Genomic DNA, 19,350 nt, shown 5'->3' with positions numbered 1-19,350 from the left:
CGTTGGGTCGAAAAATTCCGTATACTACGGCATGAGAGGTGCCCCGCAGCGCATATTGCTGATCAAGCTGAGGGCGATTGGCGACGTGGTGCTGGCCACGCCGGCGCTGGCTGAAGCCCGCAGGGCCTTCCCACGGGGGCAGATCGATTTTCTGACCGAGCCGCCCTCACGGCAGGTGCTGGAGGGGAACCCTGATGTCGATGAGCTGTTACTCCATGACCGGCAGGCTTCTCTTGCGACGCGCGTGCGTTTTCTGCGGCGGTTGCGGGCCAAGCGCTATGACCTGGTCATCGACTTGTTCGGCAATCCGCGCAGCGCCTTGCTGACTCTGCTGACCGGCGCTGCGACGCGGGTGGGTTTCAACTTCCGATTCAGGCAGGCGGCGTACAATGTCCGTGTGCCTGCCCGTGGGCACTTGGTGCACGAAGTGGAATTCAACCTCGATGCCCTGCGGGCCATCGGTGTGCAGGTGGGAGCCCCGCGACTCCATTTCCCGGTGCCCGAACCTGCCCGGCAGTATGCCCAGGAGTTTGTGGCGAGGAACAAACTGTCCGACAAGCTGCTCATAGGCTTGAATAACTCCGGCGGCTGGCCGGCGAAGCGATGGCTGCCCGAAAGGGTCGCGCGACTGGCCCAACTTCTGGTCAAACGCCATGGGGCAACGGTGTTGCTGCTGTGGGGACCTGGGGAGCAGGCTCAGGCCGAGCAGATTGCTGCGGTTGCTGGCCAGGGCGTGCTGCTGGCTCCCCCCACGGACTTGCACCAGCTCGCGGCCCTGCTGGCTGACCTCCGCTTGTTGGTGACCACCGACTCGGCTCCCATGCACATCGCCGCAGCCGTGGGCACGCCAGTGGTGGCTCTGTTTGGGCCCACCAATCCCTTGCTGCAAGGGCCGTTCGGGCCGGGGCACATAGTGGTGCGCAATGAGTCGCTTTCGTGTCTGGGATGCAATCGCACGGTGTGCGAAGACGGAGCCTGCATGCGAGAGTTGGCGGTGGAGACGGTCTATGCCGCGTGTGCTAAGGCGCTCAGCACAGGTCAGCCTGACCAGGAGTAAGGCTCGCATGGGCGGACAGAGCTCCTGGCTCCCCATTTCGGTGGTGGTCATCACTCGGGACGAAGAGGACAACATCGAAGGCTGCCTGGAGAGCGTGCAGTGGGCGGATGACATTGTGGTGGTGGACGCGGAGAGCCGGGACCGGACCGTGGAGCTTTGCCGCAAGTTCACACAGCGGGTCTTTCGGCGCCCGTGGCCCGGCTATGCGGCGCAAAAGGCCTTCGCCGTGGCGCAGGCCAGACATGAGTGGGTGTTGAGCCTGGACGCGGACGAAAGGGTGAGCGATGCGCTACGGGCCGAGCTCGCCACCCTCATCGCTTTGCGAACGGAATGTGACGGCTACTATGTTCCTCGGCTCAGTTCGTATCTCGGCAAATGGATCAGGCGTTGCGGCTGGTATCCCGGGTATCAGCTGCGCTTTTTCCGGAAAAGCAAGGTGGGCGTAGCCCAGTCGCGCGTGCACGAGGGCTTCATCGTGCAGGGTAAAGTCGGCTACCTCCGTGGGGAGTTGCTCCACTACTCGTATCGCGATCTCGAAGAGAATCTGCAGAAGTTGAACCGCTATTCGACGCTGGAGGCGCTCGACCGAGCAGCTCAAACGAGGGTCAGGTGGTACGACTTTGTGCTGCATCCGCTTTCTGAGTTCTTGAGAAAGTTCGTCGCTCTTGGGGGAACTCTGGAAGGGACGCACGGCTTCGTCCTCTGCGCGATGTCTGCGTTCCAGAAAATGGCCCTTTACATGAAGATTTGGCAACTGCAACACCGGGAGCAGCTCATGGAGGCCTATCAGCGCGCCGGGGCACCCCGGTGTCAGCTTGAAGCAGTGGGAGACGATGCGTCTTTCGGTGATCACCATCACGCGCAATGAGGCGCACAACGTTGTGGACTGCCTGCGCAGTGTGTCCTGGGCCGACGAGATTATCGTCGTGGATTCCGGCAGCGACGACGGCACGGCCGACCTGGCGCGGCAGTTCACCCCCAAGGTGTACATCGTCCCGTGGCAGGGCTACTCGGCCAACAAGAATTTTGCGCTGGCAAAGGCGACGGGTGAGTGGGTCCTGTGGCTGGATGCCGACGAGCGCGTAGCCGAACTGCTCGCTCGGGAGATTCAGAGCACGCTGGCCGCGGATCCTGCCGTTGCCGGCTTTGAGATTCCGAGGCTTGCCTTTTTCATGGGCCGATGGATACGACACGGCGGCTGGTATCCGGGACGCGTGGTGCGCCTCTTCCGGTGCGGCCAGGGCCGTTTTTCCGACGACCCGGTGCACGAGGGGGTGGTACTGTCGGGGCCTTGCGGGCGACTGCAGCACCATTTGCTCCACTACACCGATCTGACTCTGGAACACTATCTGGACAAGCTAAACACCTACACCACGCTGTCTGCGCATGCATCTCTGGCCAAGGGACGAACCGTTGGTCTATGGGAAATGCTTGCCAGGCCGGTGCACACTTTCGCGAAAATGTATTTTTTCAAGGCAGGTTTTTTGGATGGTATCCAGGGACTCATACTCGCGCTCCTGTCGGCAGGGCATACGTTTGCCAAGTACGCGAAGATCTGGCATGAAGGCCAGCAAAGACACCAGCCGAGCGCCCAAAAGCTCGGTTTGCCGATCTCCGCGCCAGCAGGAGAGGAGAGGCGGCGGAGACGGAGCACGGGCCGGAGTGACCTGCGCTAGGGGAGGAAGACCACATGCAGATATCCGTAGAGGAACGCGAAGGGCTCAAGGTGGTCCGGCTGCATGAGAAGCGGCTGGATAGCCCACTGGCCCCGAAACTGAAGACCGAGCTTTTGGTGTTGCTGAGCCAGCCGCCTCACAAGATCGTCTTGGACCTTGGTGAAGTCGAATATGCCGATAGCTCAGGTCTGGGCGCGCTGCTTTTGGGGGTGCGCCAGGCTCGCGACAAAGGAGGCAAGATGGTCCTGGTGAACACCCAAAAGCGCGTGTCGGACCTCATGCGCATTGCTCATTTGCAGGAAATTCTGCCGACGTTTGCCAGCGAACAGGAGGCCATCAGGCTCCTCAACTCAGTGGCAAACCCCTCATGAAGGGACCGGGAGGCTGAAGCAACTTGAATGGGGAGCAGCTATGCCCATCTACGAGTACATCTGCGAGTCCTGTGGCAAAAAGGTGAGTCTGCTCATCTGGCCTTCGGGCGGCGATGAGGAGAAATGCACCAAGTGCGGGAGCACCAAACTTCGCCGCATTATGTCCCGCTTCGCGGCCCCCTTGTCCGAAGAAGCGCGCCTCGAACGGCTGGCCGACCCGAGCCAGTGGAGCGGCTTCGATGAGAATGACGCGGCCAGCGTGGCCCGCTTCGTGAAAAAAATGGGGAGCGCGCTCGGCGAAGACCTCGGTGAGGACATCGACCACCTTGCCGAGGAAGCCGCCCGGGAAGCAGACGAGGCGAAAAAAGGAGAGGGGCAAGACGAGTCGGTAGACCTTTAGCGGTCGCCGCCCCCTGGGGTCATCCGCCACACCCGGTGTTGGAACCGCAATTCAAGCACTTGTAACAGCTGCCCGCGCGAATCATGATGGAGCCGCACTCCGGACAGGGCGGAGTGTCGCTCAACCAGCCGGCCCCTTCCTCCTCACGCTGCTGCGGGGCCACTGCCGGCATGGGGCGCTGCGCGACGAATTCCTGCAGCCCCTGCCCGTTGCCGCTGGCGTCTGCCTGCTCGCTTGGCGGCAGGAACTTGAGCGCCAGGTAGCGGAAAATGTAGTCCATGACCGACTTGGCGAACGGAATGTCGGGGTTGTCGGTGTAGCCCCAGGGCTCAAAACGCGTGTGGCTGAACTTGTTCACCAGCACCTTGAGCGGCACCCCGTACTGGAGCGCTAAGGAAATGGCGGTGGCAAAGGAGTCCATGAGCCCGGAGACCACCGAACCTTCCTTGGCCATGACAATGAAGATCTCCCCGGGCGTGCCGTCATCGTACAGCCCTACCGTGAGGTAACCTTCGTGGCCCGCGATATTGAACCTGTGGGTCAGAGCGCGTCGCTCTGCAGGCAACCGCCGGCGACTCGCTTTGAACTTGCCCTCGGCTTGACCTTCGCTCTTGGCTGAGGTGCTGAGAGGCTGCGTCCGCTTCGAACCATCGCGATAGATAGCGATGCACTTGAGCCCCAGTTCCCAGGCGGTCATGTAGGCGTTCATCACGTCCTGGGGGGTGGCGTCATTGGGCATATTCACCGTCTTGGAGATGGAACCGGAGATGAACGGTTGCACCGCCGCCAGCATGCGGATGTGCCCCATGTGGCTGATGCAGCGCGTGCCTTTGGCTGGCCGCATCGCGCACTCGAAGACCGGCAAGTGCTCGGGCTTCAGGTGAGGCGCCCCTTCGATGGTCCCTTCCGCGTCCACGTAAGCAACAATCGTGCGGATCTCCTCGGGGGAGTAGCCCAGGTGCTTGAGGGCCATGGGGACGGTGGTGTTGACCAGCTTGGCCTTGCCTCCGCCAACCATCCTTTTCCATTTCACGAGAGCCACCTCGGGCTCGACGCCCGTGGTGTCGGCGTCCATCATGAAGCTAATCGTGCCTGTGGGGGCCAGGGCGGTAACCTGCGCGTTGCGGAAGCCGAACTGCTCGCCCAGTGCCACTGCCTCTTCCCAGACCTTCTGGGCAGCCTGCCAGAGCGTGGACGGCACAAGCGCGGCGTTGACGTCATTGAGCGCTTGCTGGTACATGCGGATGACGTTGAGCATGCATTCCTGATTTTTCTTGAACTCTGCGAAGGGCCCCAAGCGCTCCGCCATGCGCGCCGAGGTCACGTACGCCTGCCCGGTCATCAGGGCGGTGATTGCTGCAGCTAAGGCCGTCCCCTGCTGGCTATCGTAGGGCACGCCCCACGACATGAGCAAGGCGCCCAAGTTCGTGTAGCCAAGCCCTAACGGACGGAAGATCTTGCTGTTGCGGGTGATTTTTTCCGTGGGATAGCTGGATCGGTCCACCAGAATGTCCTGGGCGATGAGCATGATGTCCACCGCTGCCCGAAAGGCCTCCACGTCAAATTCCATGCCGTCCTTGCGAAAGCTCATCAGGTTGATGGAGGCGAGATTGCAGGCCGAGTCGTCCAGGAACATGAACTCGCTACAAGGGTTGGAAGCGTTGATGCGCCCGGAGGCGGCGCAGGTGTTCCACTTGTTGATGGTGGTATCGAACTGCATCCCCGGGTCGCCGCACAGATGAGCCGCCTGCGCGATCATTTGCATGAGGTCAACTGCATCATAAGTATCCACAATCTTGCCGTCCAGCACGGCGCGCGTGTGCCACTTCTCGTTGTTCTTCACCGCGTGCATGAAGGCATCGGGCACGCGCACGCTGTTGTTGGAATTCTGGAAAAAGACCGAGCTGTAGGCTTCGCCATCAAAGGAGCCGTCGTAGCCAGCCTCGATCAGGGCCCACGCCTTCCGCTCCTCATTGGCCTTGCAGTTGATGAACTCGACAATGTCCGGGTGGTCGATGTTCAGGATGACCATCTTCGCCGCACGGCGGGTCTTGCCCCCCGACTTGATGACCCCGGCGAAGGCATCATAGCCTTTCATGAAGGAGACAGGTCCCGACGCAAGGCCGCCACCGCTCACCCTTTCCTTGGAGGAACGGAGCGTGGATAGGTTAGTGCCGGTTCCCGAGCCCCACTTGAAAAGCAAACCCTCGACCTTGGCCAGGTCGAGGATGGACTCCATGGTGTCTTCTACTGAGTTGATGAAGCAGGCGGAGCACTGTGGGCGCTCCTCCACACCCAGGTTGAACCAGACCGGGCTGTTAAAGGAAGCCATCTGGTTTACCAGAAGGTAGACCAGTTCGTCGTGGTAGGTTTGGGCATCCGCCTGGGTGGCAAAGTAGCCGTCCTCCATGCCCCAGGTGCAGATGGTACGTGCCACCCGCTCGATGAGCTGCTTGAGGCTGGTTTCCTCGAAATCGGAACGCAGCCTGGTGCAGAAGTACTTGGAGGCTACCACATTGGTGGCCATCTGCGACCAGGACTTTGGCACCTCGACATTGGGGCGGTGGAAAATGACCTCGCCTTTTTCGTCGACGATCACCGCCTCGCGGGTTTCCCATTCGATCTCATCGAAAGGGTGAACCGCGGGCTTGGAAAAGCGTCGCGGGATAACCAAGCCGCGCGTTGCCATGCGCTTGGCGGTTGGGGCACTCCCTCTGCCTGTGCTGTCAGAAACCAGTTCCATTTGCGATGCATCACGAGTTCCGGGCATGGCGACCTCACCGCTGCTTCTTGTTCAACCTCCCATTCCCAAAGACAGAAAAGCCCACCTCCTCACGACAAGCAGAAAGCGATCGCTCAACCTCAGTTGAAGGACGTTGGCAGGGTCAAATCGTGCTTGAAACAGGCGTGCAGAGCTGGCAGTCGCTTTCGGTCGTTCATCAGAGTTCCTCCACAGTAACCACTCCACCGCTGCTCCCTTCACTCTGACAGACCGTGGACAATATACCAAATTCGGTGTGATTTGTCAAGTGAATTCTACATGTCGAACAAAAATCTTCTTTGCGCCTATATGTAGTGCCAGGGCCCTTGCCCTGCGGCAGAATGTTGTGGTCAGAGGCAGGCAAAAAAGCTCTTGACTGCGTGCTGGGGAATGCTTATATTAAAGCGGTCTTCGGGGCCAGGTGAAATTCCTTGCCGGCGGTAAGAGCCCGCGAGTCCCGATCCCGATCGGAGGGACAGAGCCGGTGCAATCCCGGCGCCGACGGTGACAGCCCGGACGGGAGAAGACCCTGACAAGAGCTGGCGCGCGGTTAAGCGCTGCGCAGGCTTATTGCCTGGACATCTGCGGGCCCCGGACTACCTCATCTGGGGCTTGTTTGTAGTGAACGCACAGGGAAATCATGACTGCCGGTAGCGACGAGTCATTTATGGCCGCCGCGCTTCGCCTGGCGCGAAAGGGGCTCGGCTTTGTCAGCCCCAATCCGCTGGTCGGAGCGGTGGTCGTAAGAGGGGGGAGAATCGTTGGGCGCGGCTACCATGCGCGATTTGGGGGTCCGCACGCCGAGGTGGTCGCCTTGACTGAGGCGGGAGACGCCGCCAATGGCGCCACCTTGTACGTGACGCTCGAGCCTTGTGCCCACCATGGAAAGACCCCCCCTTGCGTCGATGCTATTGTGGAAGCGGGGGTGGCGCGCGTGGTGGTGGGCATGCGGGACCCCAACCCTTTGGTGAACGGCAAGGGAATCGAGGCACTGAACCGGCGCGGCATCTCTGTGACCGTGGGGGTGCGAGAGGAGGAGTGCAGACGTCTCAACGAGTCTTACGTCAAGTACATCACCACTGGCCTCCCCTTTGTCGCGCTGAAGATCGCCCAGAGCCTAGATGGTAAGATCGCCACAGCCACCGGTCACTCCAAGTGGATCTCCTGCAAGCAGGCGCGGGCTTTCGTCAGGAGGCTGCGGGCGCAGTACGACGCCGTCCTGGTCGGGGCAGGCACGGTACGCACCGATGACCCCGCCTTGACCCCGCTGGACAAGGCTGGACCCATTCCGAAGCGGGTGGTGGTTGATGACCAACTTGGCATTCCCCTTGATGCCCGCCTCCTCACCGATGACTATGCCACCAAGACCATTGTGGTCACCAGCACCTTGGCCTCGCCAGAGAAGGTGAGGCGCATCGAGGAGCGTGGCGCTAAGGTGGTCTGTCTCGACGCTGGCGAGGATGGTCGCATCCCCTTCCTGAAGCTTTGGCAGAAGCTTGGCGAGTTGCAAATTGCCTCCGTTCTCGTGGAAGGCGGGCAGCAGGTGTTCACCGAGGCTCTCCTCTCTGGTCAAACCGACCGTTTGTGGGTCTTTGTGGCGCCGAAACTCCTTGGGAAGGGGCTCGATGCGTTTGGCGATCTGGGGGTGAGCAATGTCAACGCAGCCATCGAACTTGTCGATGTTTCTCTGCGGAAGATGGGCACTACGTTTCTCCTGACGGCACGTCCATTGCCCCGGCGTGGGAGCGAGAATGTTCACAGGATTGGTTGAAGAGGTCGGCACCGTAGCTGCGGTGAAGAGGACTGCCTCGGGCATCTGCTGGGCGGTGAGCTGCCGCGAGGTGCTCCCCGGACTGGCAGTCGGCGACAGCATCGCCGTCGACGGGGTGTGCCTCACCGTGACGGCGCTGCGCAGTGGTGCCTTCGCCGTCGACGTGGTAGGCGAAACGCTGGCGCGTACCACCATCGGCACGTTTACCCCCGGGCGGCAGGTCAATTTGGAACGCGCCCGGCGGGCAGACGATAGGCTGGGTGGCCACCTGGTGCAGGGACACGTGGACGGCGTCGCTGAGGTTGCGCAGGTCAGTGAACGCGGCGAAGGGCGGGTGATGCGGATATCTTTGCCGGGGGGGCTCCATCCCTTCGTCGTGCCGAAGGGTGCGGTGGCGGTCGATGGCGTCAGCCTGACGGTGGCACGCATTGTGGGACAAGCGCTGGAAATCTGGCTCGTGCCCCACACGCTGGCAAAGACTACTTTGCGGCAGAAGAGGGTGGGTGACTTGGTGAACGTTGAAGTGGATGTGCTTGCCAAGTACGTGGCGCGTATGCTGAGCCGCGACCGACAGGACGCCCTGAGCATGGAGAAGTTGAGGGAATGGGGCTATTAGCCACTATGGAGTGCATGGGATATGGCTGCAGTCTTTGATTCCGTAGAAAGTGCAATCGAGGAGTACCGGCGCGGCAACATCGTAATCGTGGTCGATGATGAGGACCGGGAGAACGAAGGCGATTTCATCATGGCTGCCGAGAAGGTCACGCCGGAGAAGATTAATTTCTTGGCCAAGTATGGTCGTGGGCTTATCTGCGTGGCCATGACCGGTGAACGCTTGGACGAGTTGGACTTGCAGCCAATGGTGACCGACAACACAGCCCGGCTGGGTACCATGTTCACCGTGTCGGTGGATGCCCGACGCAACACCACGACAGGCATCTCCGCGCAGGACAGGGCGGAGACGGTGAAGGCTCTCATCGACCCTGCCACCAAACCGCGTGATTTAGCCAGACCAGGGCACATCTTTCCCTTGCGGGCGCAGCCTGGTGGGGTTCTCAGCAGAGCCGGTCACACCGAGGCCGCAGTGGACCTTGCGCGCCTGGCCGGCCTCTATCCGGCGGGCGTGCTCTGCGAAATCATGGACGACGACGGAACCATGGCGCGCGTGCCGCGCCTGCGCAGGTTGGCGAGGCGTTTTGGCCTCAAGATGATCACCGTGCGCGACCTCATCGAATACCGCTCCCGGACCGAGATCTTGGTGAAACGCGTCGTCACCACCTCTTTTCCCACCAAGTACGGCAATTTCGTGCTGCACCTCTACGAGAGCGCCATTGACGAGCACCACCACCTGGCCGTGGCGAAGGGTGAGGTGGCAACCGACGAGCCGGTGCTGGTGCGCGTGCATTCGCAATGTTTGACCGGGGATGTTTTCGGATCCCTCCGCTGCGACTGCGGCGAGCAGTTGGAGCAGGCGCTGCGCGCCATAGAGAGAGAAGGGCGGGGTGTGCTCCTCTACATGCGCCAGGAGGGGAGGGGCATCGGCCTTGCTAATAAGCTGGTCGCCTACCGCTTGCAGGAACTGGGCCGAGACACAGTCCAGGCCAACGAGGAGCTGGGTTTCAAGGCTGACTTGCGAGATTATGGCGTGGGTGCGCAGATCCTGCGCGACCTGGGCGTCAGGAAGATCCGCTTGCTGACCAACAACCCACGCAAAATCATCGGCCTCACCGGGCACGGCCTGGAGGTGGTAGAGCGCGTTCCCATCGAGGTGCCGCCCAATCCGGTGAATGCTGCCTACCTTGAAACCAAGCGGGACAAGCTCGGTCACCTCATTCTGCAACAGGGAAAGGAACAAGACGCACAGACAGAAGAGGCCAGTCTGTACAAACTGTGCAAGTGAGACCGGACAAGAGGCTGTGCAGGATGGCATCGCGGGAGGTACAATGCCTGCTGTAACTGAAGGACTGTTGAGCGCAAAAGACCGCTCATTTGCCATTGTGGTGAGCAGATTCAACGAACTGATCTCCAAGCAGCTTCTGGATGGGGCGTTGGACTGTCTGCGGCGGCACGGGGCTGCTGAGGACAAGATCCACATCGTCTGGGTGCCCGGTTCCTTCGAGATTCCTGCGGCAGCGCAGCGGCTGGCAGCCTCCAAGCGCTACGACGCGGTCATTTGCTTGGGAGCAGTCATTCGGGGCGCGACGCCGCACTTTGAGTACATTGCTGCGGAAGTGACCAAGGGCATTGCCCAGGTGGGTCTTGCTACCGGCGTGCCCACCATCTACGGCGTCCTCACGCCCGACAATTTGGAGCAAGCATTGGAGCGCGCGGGAACGAAGGCGGGCAACAAGGGATGGCAGGCCGCGCTCAGCGCTATCGAGATGGCCGACCTGTTCGCGCGCTTGCAGTGAATCATGGCCAGCTTCTGCTGGGGCGGGGTGTTTGTACCACTCACCAGGTAGGCGAAAAGCGTTGAGAGCGAGCCTCCACATAGCCCTTGTCTTGGTGGTGATGTGTTCTGGCGCGCAGGCCGGCGTGGGAGACTGGAAGAGCTTCACCTCGGCAAACAGCGTGCGCGTGCTCATTACCGATGGGCAGACCATCTACGCAGGAACCACTGGCGGCCTGGTGCGCATCGATGGCACAGGGTCCCACTCTGCGATGCTGACGAACACCGAAGGACTTCCCGCCAATACCGTCACCGCCCTGGCCCTGGAGAGCTCCGGTGGTCTATGGATAGGAACGAGTACCGGGAGTCTGGCCTATCTTTCCCCTGACGGTGTGGTGCCCTCCGTGGTGAATGACTACAAGGGGCACACCATCAACGACCTCCAGGCCGTGGGGGACTCTCTCTTCGTCGCCCTGGATTTTGGCGTGAGCCTCTACGACCTGAAGAGGCGGGAAGTCAAAGAAAACTACAAGCGCCTGGGCAATGCCCTCAACTGGTACACAAGTGCCAGTGCTCTGCTGGTCATCGGCAACGAGATTTGGGTGGCCACTCCTTTGGGGCTGGCGCGCGCCGATCTTCGCTCCCCCAACTTGATGGACCCTCAGTTTTGGACCAACTATCGGATGGTCGACGGTTTACCCTCCGACAAGGCCACTGCCTTGGCCTACCACAAGGGCGCCATCTACGTGGGCACCGGTTCTGGCCTGGCGCGCTGGAGTGGTACGGCATGGGAGGACGTGGGACTCTCTGGCTTTGAGGTCACCGATGTTGCCGCGGCAGGCGACTCTGTCCTGGTGGGCACCACAAAGGGCGTCTACCTGCTGACGGGCGATGGCAGCATGCAGCAGAAGCCGTGGGCACCCTGGGGGCGAACAGCCGTGCTCATTGATGCGCAAGGTGGGCTCTGGCTTGGGAGTGAGAGCTTGGGCCTCCATCGCTTCGCCTATGCGGAGCAGACGTGGCGCAAGGTACGCCTCAACGTGGCGGAGGTGGAAGTCTTCAGCGCCATGGCCATTGACAGGACCGGCAGCCTCTGGTGCGCTTCCGGAGCGGACGGTGTGGCCGCCCTGCGGCAAGGGCAGTGGGTCACCCTGACGGCCAGTGATGGTCTCAGCATCGCCGGCCATAGAGCAGTGGTGGTCGACGGCCAGAACCGCAAGTGGTTCGGTACTGCCGGCAGGGGCGTGACCATCATCGAAGAAGAGGGAGATTGGTTTCGGTTCTCGCGCATCGACACCACAGGTGGCAGGCTTTCCGGCAGCGACACTCCTGCCAATGTGATTGTCGAGAAGCTGGTCTTGGACAGCCAGGGGAACGTGTGGATCCTGAACAAGTACGCCGCCAATCGTAGGCCTCTTGCCGTGGTCAGTCCCATTGGCCAATGGCAGTACTTTTCTTTGAGCGACGGCATCCCCGAGACCGCCGTCACCTGCATGGCCATCGACCAGAGAGGGTGGAAATGGATTGGCATGCAGAACCAGGGCGTGGTCGTGCTGGATGACGGGGGAACGCCCTTTGACAAGAGCGATGACCAGATCCGGGGCACGCTAACCACGGCGGACGGCCTGTTCAACAACCTGATCCGTTCCATCGCCGTGGACAGTGATGGGGTCGTCTGGATCGGAACCAGCCAGGGCCTCAACTATTGGTTTCAGGGAACCGTGGGAGGCAGAGGTGGCCTTCTCAGCGACGATATCAACGTCATCGCCGTGGACTTTCGCAACAACAAGTGGATCGGCACTTCTGCCGGCGTGAGCGTGCTCTCGTGGGATAGCTACACCTGGACACACTACTCCACGGACACTAGCCCCCTGGTCGGTGACAACGTACAATGTTTTGCTTTCGACGCCAACACCGGCTATGTGTACATCGGCACCGAGAGCGGTCTGTCGCGGCTGGAGACGCCTTTTACCCCGCCGAAGGCTGACCTTTCCGAGGTGCTGGCCTATCCGAACCCCTTTGTCATTGAACAGGGAAACGAGCGTTTTCACATCCACAACCTGGCGGATCACTCCACGGTGCGCATCCTCACGCCGGACGGATTGCTGGTAAGATACTTTTCGCAGCAGGAAATCCCTGGTTCCTGGGTGGAATGGGATGGCCGCAACGACCGCTACGAGTACGTGGCCTCGGGCGTGTACCTCTATGTCATCTACACCGAGTCGGGGCTTTCGCACGTGGGGAAGGTGGCTGTGATCCGACGTTAGCGTTTCTACGCATGAAGTCATGCTCAGGCGACTTTACATCAGAAACTATGCGCTGCTGGATGAGGTGGAGGTTCACTTTGGCCCGGGGCTGAACGTAATCACTGGCGAGACCGGGGCGGGCAAATCCATCATCATCGATGCACTGAGTACCATTCTCGGCGAGAAGGCCGACGCAGACGTCATCCGCGCCGGGGCGGAGAAGGCGGTCGTCGAGGGGGGCTTCGCGGTGCCCGACCTGCCTGAGGTTGACTCTCTTCTCCGGGAAAACCTCCTGGACGACCGAGGGGAAGAGCTGATCCTGAGGAGAGAGCTGCATCTTTCGGGGCGCAGCCGCGCTTTCGTGAACGACACCCCAGTGCCTCTGAAGGTGCTCGAAGAGCTGGGCGACCTGCTGGTCGACCTGCACGGCCAGCATGAGCACCAATCCTTGTTCCGCGTGCGGGAACATCTCTACTACCTCGACGCCTTTGGCCAGCTCGAGAAGGAGCGCGCAGAGGTGCATCAGCAGTACGAACTGGTCCAGCAACTGACCAGGAGATTGACTGAGCTCAAGGAGGAGGCGCGACAACGCGCCGAAAAGCGCGCCCTCTACGAGTTTCAGCTCAAAGAGATCCAGGCCATCAATCCGGAGAGGGGAGAAGACCAGGCCCTGGAGCGGGAGGAGTGCCTGGCGCGCAACCGCGAGCGGCTCTTCGCGCTCACCGAGGAGGTGAGCCAGCAACTGTACGAAGGGGAAGGAGCGGCAAGCGAGCGCCTGCATCGTTGCGAGGCCCTGCTGGCAGAGCTGCGCCAAATCGATGAATCCTTCGCCCAGCTCGCCGAGATGTGTGAGTCGGCAAGAATCGCGGTGGAGGAGATTGCCAAGTCGGCGCGCGCCTACCAAAGCCATATTGATTTCTCGCCCTCCCGCCTGGAGGAGATTCGAGAACGGCTGGCGCGGTTGAGCGGACTGAAGAAGCGGTACGGTGGCACGCTGGACGTGGTGCTCGAGTACAAGGAACTGCTCGAGCGGGAACTGGCCTTGGGGGAAAGCCAGGAGGAGCATATCGCTGAGACGGAGCGGCGCCTGGCAGCCGAGAGAGACGAGCTGGCGCGGCGCTGCCTGGAGCTCTCGGCAAAACGTCGACAGGCAGCCTTGGCATTGGAACAGCAGGTGGTGGCTGAGCTTGCCAAGCTGGGGATGAGCAAGGCCACCTTCGTGGTACAGATGGGACGGGAAGAGGACCCGGCGGGTCTGGTCACCGCCGACGACAAGCGTTACCGGGTCACGCCGCGAGGAATAGACCTCGTGGAGTTTTTCATTTCCACAAACCCGGGTGAGCCTGTCCGTCCCCTGGCCAAGGTCGCCTCGGGGGGTGAGATCTCGCGCATTATGCTCGCCCTCAAGTCGGTGTTGGCGGGCCTCGACCGTGTGCCTGTGCTCATTTTCGACGAGATCGACATTGGCATCTCCGGCAGGATAGCCCAAGTGGTGGGGCGCAGCCTGCGCGGCCTGGGGCGCAACCACCAGGTCATCTCCATCACCCACCTGCCGCAGATCGCGAGCATGGGGGATCGCCACTATGTGGTCGAAAAGAGGGTAGAAGGCGACCGCACGTACACGGTGGTGCGCGTACTAACAAATGAGGAGCGTCCTGCCGAAATCGCCAAGCTTTTGGGCGGTGAGACCGTCACCGAGGCGCATTTGGAAGGGGCGCGTCAGCTGCTGGCGCAGGCAAACGACGTGCGCCAGTGACACACCCGGCAGAGCGATGCCGGGCCGAGCAGGGAGGAGGGACAACAAAATGCGATGCCTGCATGTGGGGATGGCAATTGCGCTGAGTCTCGTCTTGGCAGGGTGTGCCGCGCGACGGCAGAGTGCTTTGCCCGAAGAGACTGACGAGGCCTACCGGGATCGAATTCTCTCTCTGCTGGAAAGCGAGGAGGGAAGCAAGCAAGGGCAAGCGACAACGGGTACAGCCGCAGCCATGGAGGCCACCGCGAGCGTACCGCAAAGAGAAGCTACCTCGGCGCCGCCGCTCAGTGGAAGCCTCTATGCGAGTACACAGGCGCGGTACGACGCCCTGCAGAGCAAACTGCGCGCCCGCCAGGCGACACTTGACAGCCTGCGGCGCGTGCTCGCCTCGGCGGACAGGGAGATGGCCAGGTTGGAGCAGCAGGTGAGGGAGGCGCGCACTGCGCCTGCTCCGACCACTGGGCGCCCGGTGCCCACCGCGGCTTCAAGCTATGAGGCGCAGTACCAGGCGGCCTTGTCTTTGGTGGAGCGGCAGAACTTCCACCGGGCCATCAGCGAGTTCGAGAGGCTGATTGCTGCTAACCCGCAGCACCGCTTGGCCGACAACTGCCAGTACTGGATTGGCCAGTGCTACTACGACCTGGGCAGATACGACGAGGCCATAGCTGCTTTCCTCAAGGTGTTCTCGTTCGCCGCCACCGACAAGTACGACGACGCGCACTTGATGATCTGCAAATCGTACATTGCCCTGGGCGAACGAGCTGCCGCGCGGGCGGAGCTCAATAGCTTTCTCCTCCACCATCCGACGAGCGAGTACCGGGCGGTGGCCCAGGCGTTGTTGCGCCGTCTGTAGCTCCTGTGTCGCCTTGAAAAGGACGCGGGCTCGTGCCAGAATTTGTCCATCTCCACACCCATTCCCACTATAGCCTGCTGGATGGTGCCGCCACCATACCTGGTCTGGTGAAGACGTGCGCCGAAATGAAGATGCGCGCCTTGGCGCTCACCGACCACGGCAACATGTTCGGCGCCATCGAGTTCTACGAGCAGGCCCTCAAGGCCGGCGTCATCCCCATTTTGGGGGTGGAGACCTACGTGAGCCCGGGCAGTAGCGAGGACCGGACGCCGCAGCGGCCAGGTGAAGGGAACTACCATCTGGTGCTCCTGGCACGCAACCTGGTCGGCTACAAGAACCTGCGCAAGTTGGTGACCCATGGCTACGTGAAGGGGTTCTACCAGAAGCCCCGCGTGGATAAACAGGTGCTGCGTGCTCATCATGAGGGCCTCATTGCCCTTTCGGCATGCATTCAGGGTGAAGTGAGCCGGTTGCTGCTGCAGGGGCTGTGGGAGGAGGCGCGCCGTGCCGCCCTGGAGTACCAAGAGATCTTCGACCAGCACTTCTACTTAGAAATCCAAGACCATGGCCTTGATGAAGAGCAAGCGGTGCGCGAGCAACTGGTGAGGCTTTCCCGGGAGCTTGGTATCCCTCTGGTGGCCACCAACGACATTCACTACCTCAAGCGCGAGCACTATGCCGCGCACGACATCCTCCTCTGCCTGCAGACGGGCGGCGACCGCGACTCGCAGGATCGGCTCCGCTACTCCACCGACCAGATCTATTTCAAGTCGGCCGAAGAGATGGCGGGGCTCTTTGCTGACCTCCCCGAGGCCATCGAGAATACCGTAGCCATAGCCGAAAAGTGCAACGTTCTCCTCGACCTGAAGAGCAAGCACCTGCCCCGCTTCGCTCTGCCGGCTGGTGAGCGGGCGGCGACACTCGATGCGTACCTGGAAAAGCTGGTGTGGGAAGGGGTGCGACGGTGCTACGGAGCTCCCTCGCCGGAGGTCGAGAGGCGGGTGCGGCACGAACTCAAGGTCATCCGCGACGCAGGCTACTCCAGCTACTTTCTCATCGTCAAGGACTTTATCGACTATGCGCGCAGCATCGGCATCCCGGTAGGGCCGGGGAGAGGATCGGCCGCTGGAAGCGTGGTGTCGTATGTGTTGGGCATCACGCGCATTGACCCGCTCAGGTACGACCTTGTCTTTGAGCGGTTCTTGAACCCCGAGCGCCTCAGCCCGCCCGATATCGACATTGACTTCTGCGACCAGCGGCGAGACGAGATGATCGCCTACGTGCGCAGAAAGTACGGGGAGAAGAACGTCGCCCAGATTATCACCTTTGGTTCCATGGCGGCACGGGCAGTGGTGCGCGATGTGGGGCGGGTGATGAAGATCAGCTTGGGCGAGGTTGACCGCATTGCCAAGCTCATCCCTGCCTCGCCCAACATGACGCTGCAGCAGGCGCTCAATTCCGTCAAAGAGCTCGCCGATCTGGTCGCCACCGACGAGCGCTACCAGAAGCTCATCGAGTACTCCTTGGTGCTGGAGGGCTTGGCGCGCCACGCGTCCACGCACGCGGCCGGGGTGGTGATTGCGCCAGAGGAGCTGACCAACTATGTGCCGCTCTATCGCGTGAAAGACCAGGAGGTCGTCACCCAATACGACAAGGACAGCCTGGAAAAGATTGGCCTCCTCAAGATCGACCTGCTGGGCCTCCGCACCCTGACGGTGATCGATGACACGGTGAAGGCGCTGCGCGCGAAGAGCGTCCACCTAGACATCGACAACCTTCCTTTGGACGATGAGGCGACCTACCGGCTTCTGTCAGAAGGCCGGACCGTCGGAGTCTTTCAATTTGAGAGCACGGGCATGCGCGAGTGGCTCAAGAGGTTGCGGCCGAGTCGCTTGGAAGACCTCATTGCCATGAACGCCCTGTATCGTCCCGGGCCGATGGACACCATCGAGGACTTTGTCGCGCGGCGACACGGGCAGAGGCCCATCCAGTATCTCCACCCGCTGCTGGAGCCCATCCTGAAAGAGACCTACGGCGTGGCAATCTACCAGGAGCAGGTTATCCGCATCTGCCACGAAATCGGCGGGTTCACGCTGGGAGAGGCCGACGTCGTGCGCCGCGCCATGGGCAAGAAAATCCCCGAGGAAATGGAACGGCAGCGTGAGCGGTTCGTCGCCGGTGCCCAGGAACGAGGCATTGATGCCCAGACGGCTACTTCCATTTTCGACATGATGGTAAGCTTTGCGGGCTATGGCTTCAACAAGTCGCACGCGGCAGGCTATGCGTTGGTTGCCTACCAGACCGCCTACCTGAAGGCCCACTACCCAGCGGAATTCATGGCCGCCACGCTCACCAGCGAGATGGGGGACACCGACCGCGTCGTGAAGCTCATTGGCGAGTGCCGGCGGATGAACCTCCCTGTGCTGCCACCCGACGTCAACGAGAGCCAGGCGCGGTTCGTGGTCACCGAGAAAGGGATTCGCTTTGGCTTGGGTGCGGTGAAGAACGTAGGGCTGGGTGCCATCCAAGAGATTGAGCGCGCCCGTCGCGAAGGCGGGCCTTTCACCGACCTCTTTGACTTTTGCGAACGGGTGGATGTGCGCGTCGTCAACAAGAAGGCCCTGGAAAGCCTCATCCAGGCCGGTGCCATGGATTCCTTGGGCGGGCACCGGGCCCAGCTGCTGGCTGCTCTCGATACGGCCGTGGCCTTCGGACAGGGTCAGCAGGCCGACCGGGCCGCCGGCCAGACCAGCATTTTCGGGGAACTGGCCCGAGAACAAAGCCTCAAACCCTCCTTGCCAGAAACGGAACATTGGTCAGAGGATGAGACTCTGCGCAAGGAGAGAGCCGTCCTGGGATTCTATGTGTCTGGACACCCTCTCAACCGCTACAAAGAAGAAGTGGCCACCTTCGGCACCTTTACCCTCGACGGCTTCGAGGAGGCGCAGGACAACACCGAGGTACGAGTCTGCGGGGTGGTGACGGAATTCTCTGCCCGCCCGGATCAGAAGGGTGGCATGACGGGGTTTTTCACCATGGAAGACCTCACTGGCACAGGCGAGTGCCTCATGTTTTCCAGCAGCTATGAGCGTTTCAGGGAATACATCTACGTTGGCGCCATGATTATGGTGGTCGGCAGGGTCTCCAACCGCCTGGAGAGAGGGGCGAAGATTATCTGTGATGAGGTTGTTCCTCTTCCGGAGGTCGCAGAGCGTTTTGCGCGCCGGCTGTGCCTGCGGCTGACACCAAGTGCGCTGGATGAGGCAGCGGCCGAGCAGGTCAGCGCGATGTTGGAGCAGTATCAGGGCGACTGCCCCGTGTTCATCGGCCTGCGCACCCAGAACGGCAACGGCCTGGTGTTGCGCGCTCAGAAGGTGACTGTGAGCCCAAAGGTGGAACTCCTGGAGGCCCTCCGCAACATTCTCGGCAGAGAGAACGTGTGGGTGAGTACATGAAGCGAACGTCGCAAACGGATGACCAGAGAGCTTAGGAGCGTGCCATGCAGTGGGTCATGAGCAGAGCAAGAGATGTCCTTCTCGCACCACGCAGCGCATGGGAACAGATCAAGGCTGAGCAGCTAACGACCAGCCAGATTGTCGGCCAGTATGTGGCCCTGCTGGCGATTGTCCCGGCGGCGGCATTCTATCTTCGCTTCTTTTTCAGCAGAGGGAGGGTGTGGGTTCACTTCCTGAGCACGGCCGTCTACTTCGTCCTTTGCCTGGCTCTGGCCCGGGGGGGCGCGCGGATTATCGAGGCGATCGCTCGCCGATTCGAGGTCCAAGGCGAGGGAATCGATTTTCTGAAACTCGTGGCCTTCTCGTTGACGCCTGCGTTTCTGGGTGGCGTTTTCCTTGTCATCCCTTGGCTCTCAGGTCTCACCTTCTTGCTGGCGCTGTATTCGCTCTACTTGCTCTACGTAGGCATCCCCATGCTCGTGCGCTGTCCAGACGAACAGGTGCTCTCCTTCGCCGTGAGTGGCATGGTGGTGCTCTATGTGCTCTTCGTTGTGGCATACGCAGTGCCCAGGACCATGATGGCCCTGTTCTGAAGCGGCGATGCCAGCTGGGCGC

The 19,350-nt window shown here is 61.3% G+C and carries 15 protein-coding genes and 1 riboswitch; of the genes, 14 read left to right on the top strand and 1 reads right to left on the bottom strand.

Annotated features, from left to right (window positions below; genetic code table 11):
• Positions 1-55 precede the first annotated feature (55 nt).
• The 5 genes from NUW13_01050 to NUW13_01030 are packed head-to-tail and all read left to right on the top strand — an operon-like array spanning position 56 to position 3,504.
• Positions 56-1,057: a glycosyltransferase family 9 protein gene (locus tag NUW13_01050; protein ID MCR4437615.1), complete on the top strand. Its 1,002-nt coding sequence runs from the start codon at positions 56-58 to the stop codon at positions 1,055-1,057.
• Positions 1,058-1,064: 7 nt separating this feature from the next.
• On the top strand, positions 1,065-1,925 hold the full coding sequence (locus NUW13_01045) for a glycosyltransferase family 2 protein (GenBank protein ID MCR4437614.1): 861 nt from the start codon (positions 1,065-1,067) through the stop codon (positions 1,923-1,925).
• On the top strand, positions 1,891-2,733 hold the full coding sequence (locus NUW13_01040; protein ID MCR4437613.1) for a glycosyltransferase family 2 protein: 843 nt from the start codon (positions 1,891-1,893) through the stop codon (positions 2,731-2,733). Before NUW13_01045 ends, NUW13_01040 begins: the two co-directional genes overlap by 35 nt.
• Before the next feature lie 14 nt (positions 2,734-2,747).
• Positions 2,748-3,104, top strand: a complete 357-nt coding sequence (locus NUW13_01035) for an STAS domain-containing protein (GenBank protein MCR4437612.1) — start codon at positions 2,748-2,750, stop codon at positions 3,102-3,104.
• 40 nt (positions 3,105-3,144) lie between these two features.
• The gene (locus NUW13_01030) at positions 3,145-3,504 is read left to right on the top strand and encodes a zinc ribbon domain-containing protein (GenBank protein MCR4437611.1); all 360 of its coding nucleotides are present in this window, start codon (positions 3,145-3,147) and stop codon (positions 3,502-3,504) included.
• Positions 3,505-3,523: 19 nt separating this feature from the next.
• Here the strand turns inward: NUW13_01030 and NUW13_01025 are convergent, their stop codons facing one another.
• Entirely contained in the window at positions 3,524-6,247 is a 2,724-nt protein-coding gene (locus NUW13_01025) for a vitamin B12-dependent ribonucleotide reductase (GenBank protein ID MCR4437610.1), read from the bottom strand.
• 421 nt (positions 6,248-6,668) lie between these two features.
• Positions 6,669-6,797, top strand: a riboswitch (FMN riboswitch).
• A gap of 108 nt (positions 6,798-6,905) precedes the next feature.
• On the opposite strand from NUW13_01025, the gene ribD reads away from it, so the two are divergent.
• The 9 genes from ribD to NUW13_00980 all read left to right on the top strand — a co-directional run bounded on the left by ribD (position 6,906) and on the right by NUW13_00980 (position 19,328).
• The gene (gene ribD / locus NUW13_01020) at positions 6,906-8,036 is read left to right on the top strand and encodes a bifunctional diaminohydroxyphosphoribosylaminopyrimidine deaminase/5-amino-6-(5-phosphoribosylamino)uracil reductase RibD (GenBank protein ID MCR4437609.1); all 1,131 of its coding nucleotides are present in this window, start codon (positions 6,906-6,908) and stop codon (positions 8,034-8,036) included.
• Positions 8,017-8,652, top strand: coding sequence for a riboflavin synthase (locus NUW13_01015; GenBank protein MCR4437608.1), 636 nt, complete (start codon positions 8,017-8,019; stop codon positions 8,650-8,652). The genes ribD and NUW13_01015 overlap by 20 nt, the downstream gene beginning before the upstream one ends.
• A gap of 21 nt (positions 8,653-8,673) precedes the next feature.
• A complete protein-coding gene (locus NUW13_01010) occupies positions 8,674-9,936 on the top strand; it encodes a bifunctional 3,4-dihydroxy-2-butanone-4-phosphate synthase/GTP cyclohydrolase II (protein MCR4437607.1) in 1,263 nt (420 codons plus the stop codon).
• Between the two features lie 43 nt (positions 9,937-9,979).
• Positions 9,980-10,447: a 6,7-dimethyl-8-ribityllumazine synthase gene (gene ribE / locus NUW13_01005; protein ID MCR4437606.1), complete on the top strand. Its 468-nt coding sequence runs from the start codon at positions 9,980-9,982 to the stop codon at positions 10,445-10,447.
• A gap of 61 nt (positions 10,448-10,508) precedes the next feature.
• The gene (locus NUW13_01000) at positions 10,509-12,692 is read left to right on the top strand and encodes a hypothetical protein (GenBank protein MCR4437605.1); all 2,184 of its coding nucleotides are present in this window, start codon (positions 10,509-10,511) and stop codon (positions 12,690-12,692) included.
• Positions 12,693-12,711: 19 nt separating this feature from the next.
• Positions 12,712-14,427, top strand: a complete 1,716-nt coding sequence (gene recN, locus NUW13_00995; GenBank protein ID MCR4437604.1) for a DNA repair protein RecN — start codon at positions 12,712-12,714, stop codon at positions 14,425-14,427.
• A 49-nt stretch (positions 14,428-14,476) separates the two neighbouring features.
• On the top strand, positions 14,477-15,280 hold the full coding sequence (locus NUW13_00990) for a tetratricopeptide repeat protein (protein ID MCR4437603.1): 804 nt from the start codon (positions 14,477-14,479) through the stop codon (positions 15,278-15,280).
• Positions 15,281-15,312: 32 nt separating this feature from the next.
• Positions 15,313-18,735, top strand: a complete 3,423-nt coding sequence (locus NUW13_00985; protein MCR4437602.1) for a DNA polymerase III subunit alpha — start codon at positions 15,313-15,315, stop codon at positions 18,733-18,735.
• A 56-nt stretch (positions 18,736-18,791) separates the two neighbouring features.
• Positions 18,792-19,328, top strand: coding sequence for a YIP1 family protein (locus NUW13_00980; GenBank protein MCR4437601.1), 537 nt, complete (start codon positions 18,792-18,794; stop codon positions 19,326-19,328).
• The last annotated feature ends 22 nt before the right edge of the window (positions 19,329-19,350 follow it).

It is taken from the genome of candidate division KSB1 bacterium (genome assembly GCA_024655945.1).
In the GTDB taxonomy this organism is placed as follows: domain Bacteria; phylum Zhuqueibacterota; class Zhuqueibacteria; order JANLFK01; family Oleimicrobiaceae; genus Oleimicrobium.
The sequence above is the reverse complement of the archived record's forward strand: the minus strand, read 5'-3'. Positions and strand labels throughout refer to the sequence as shown.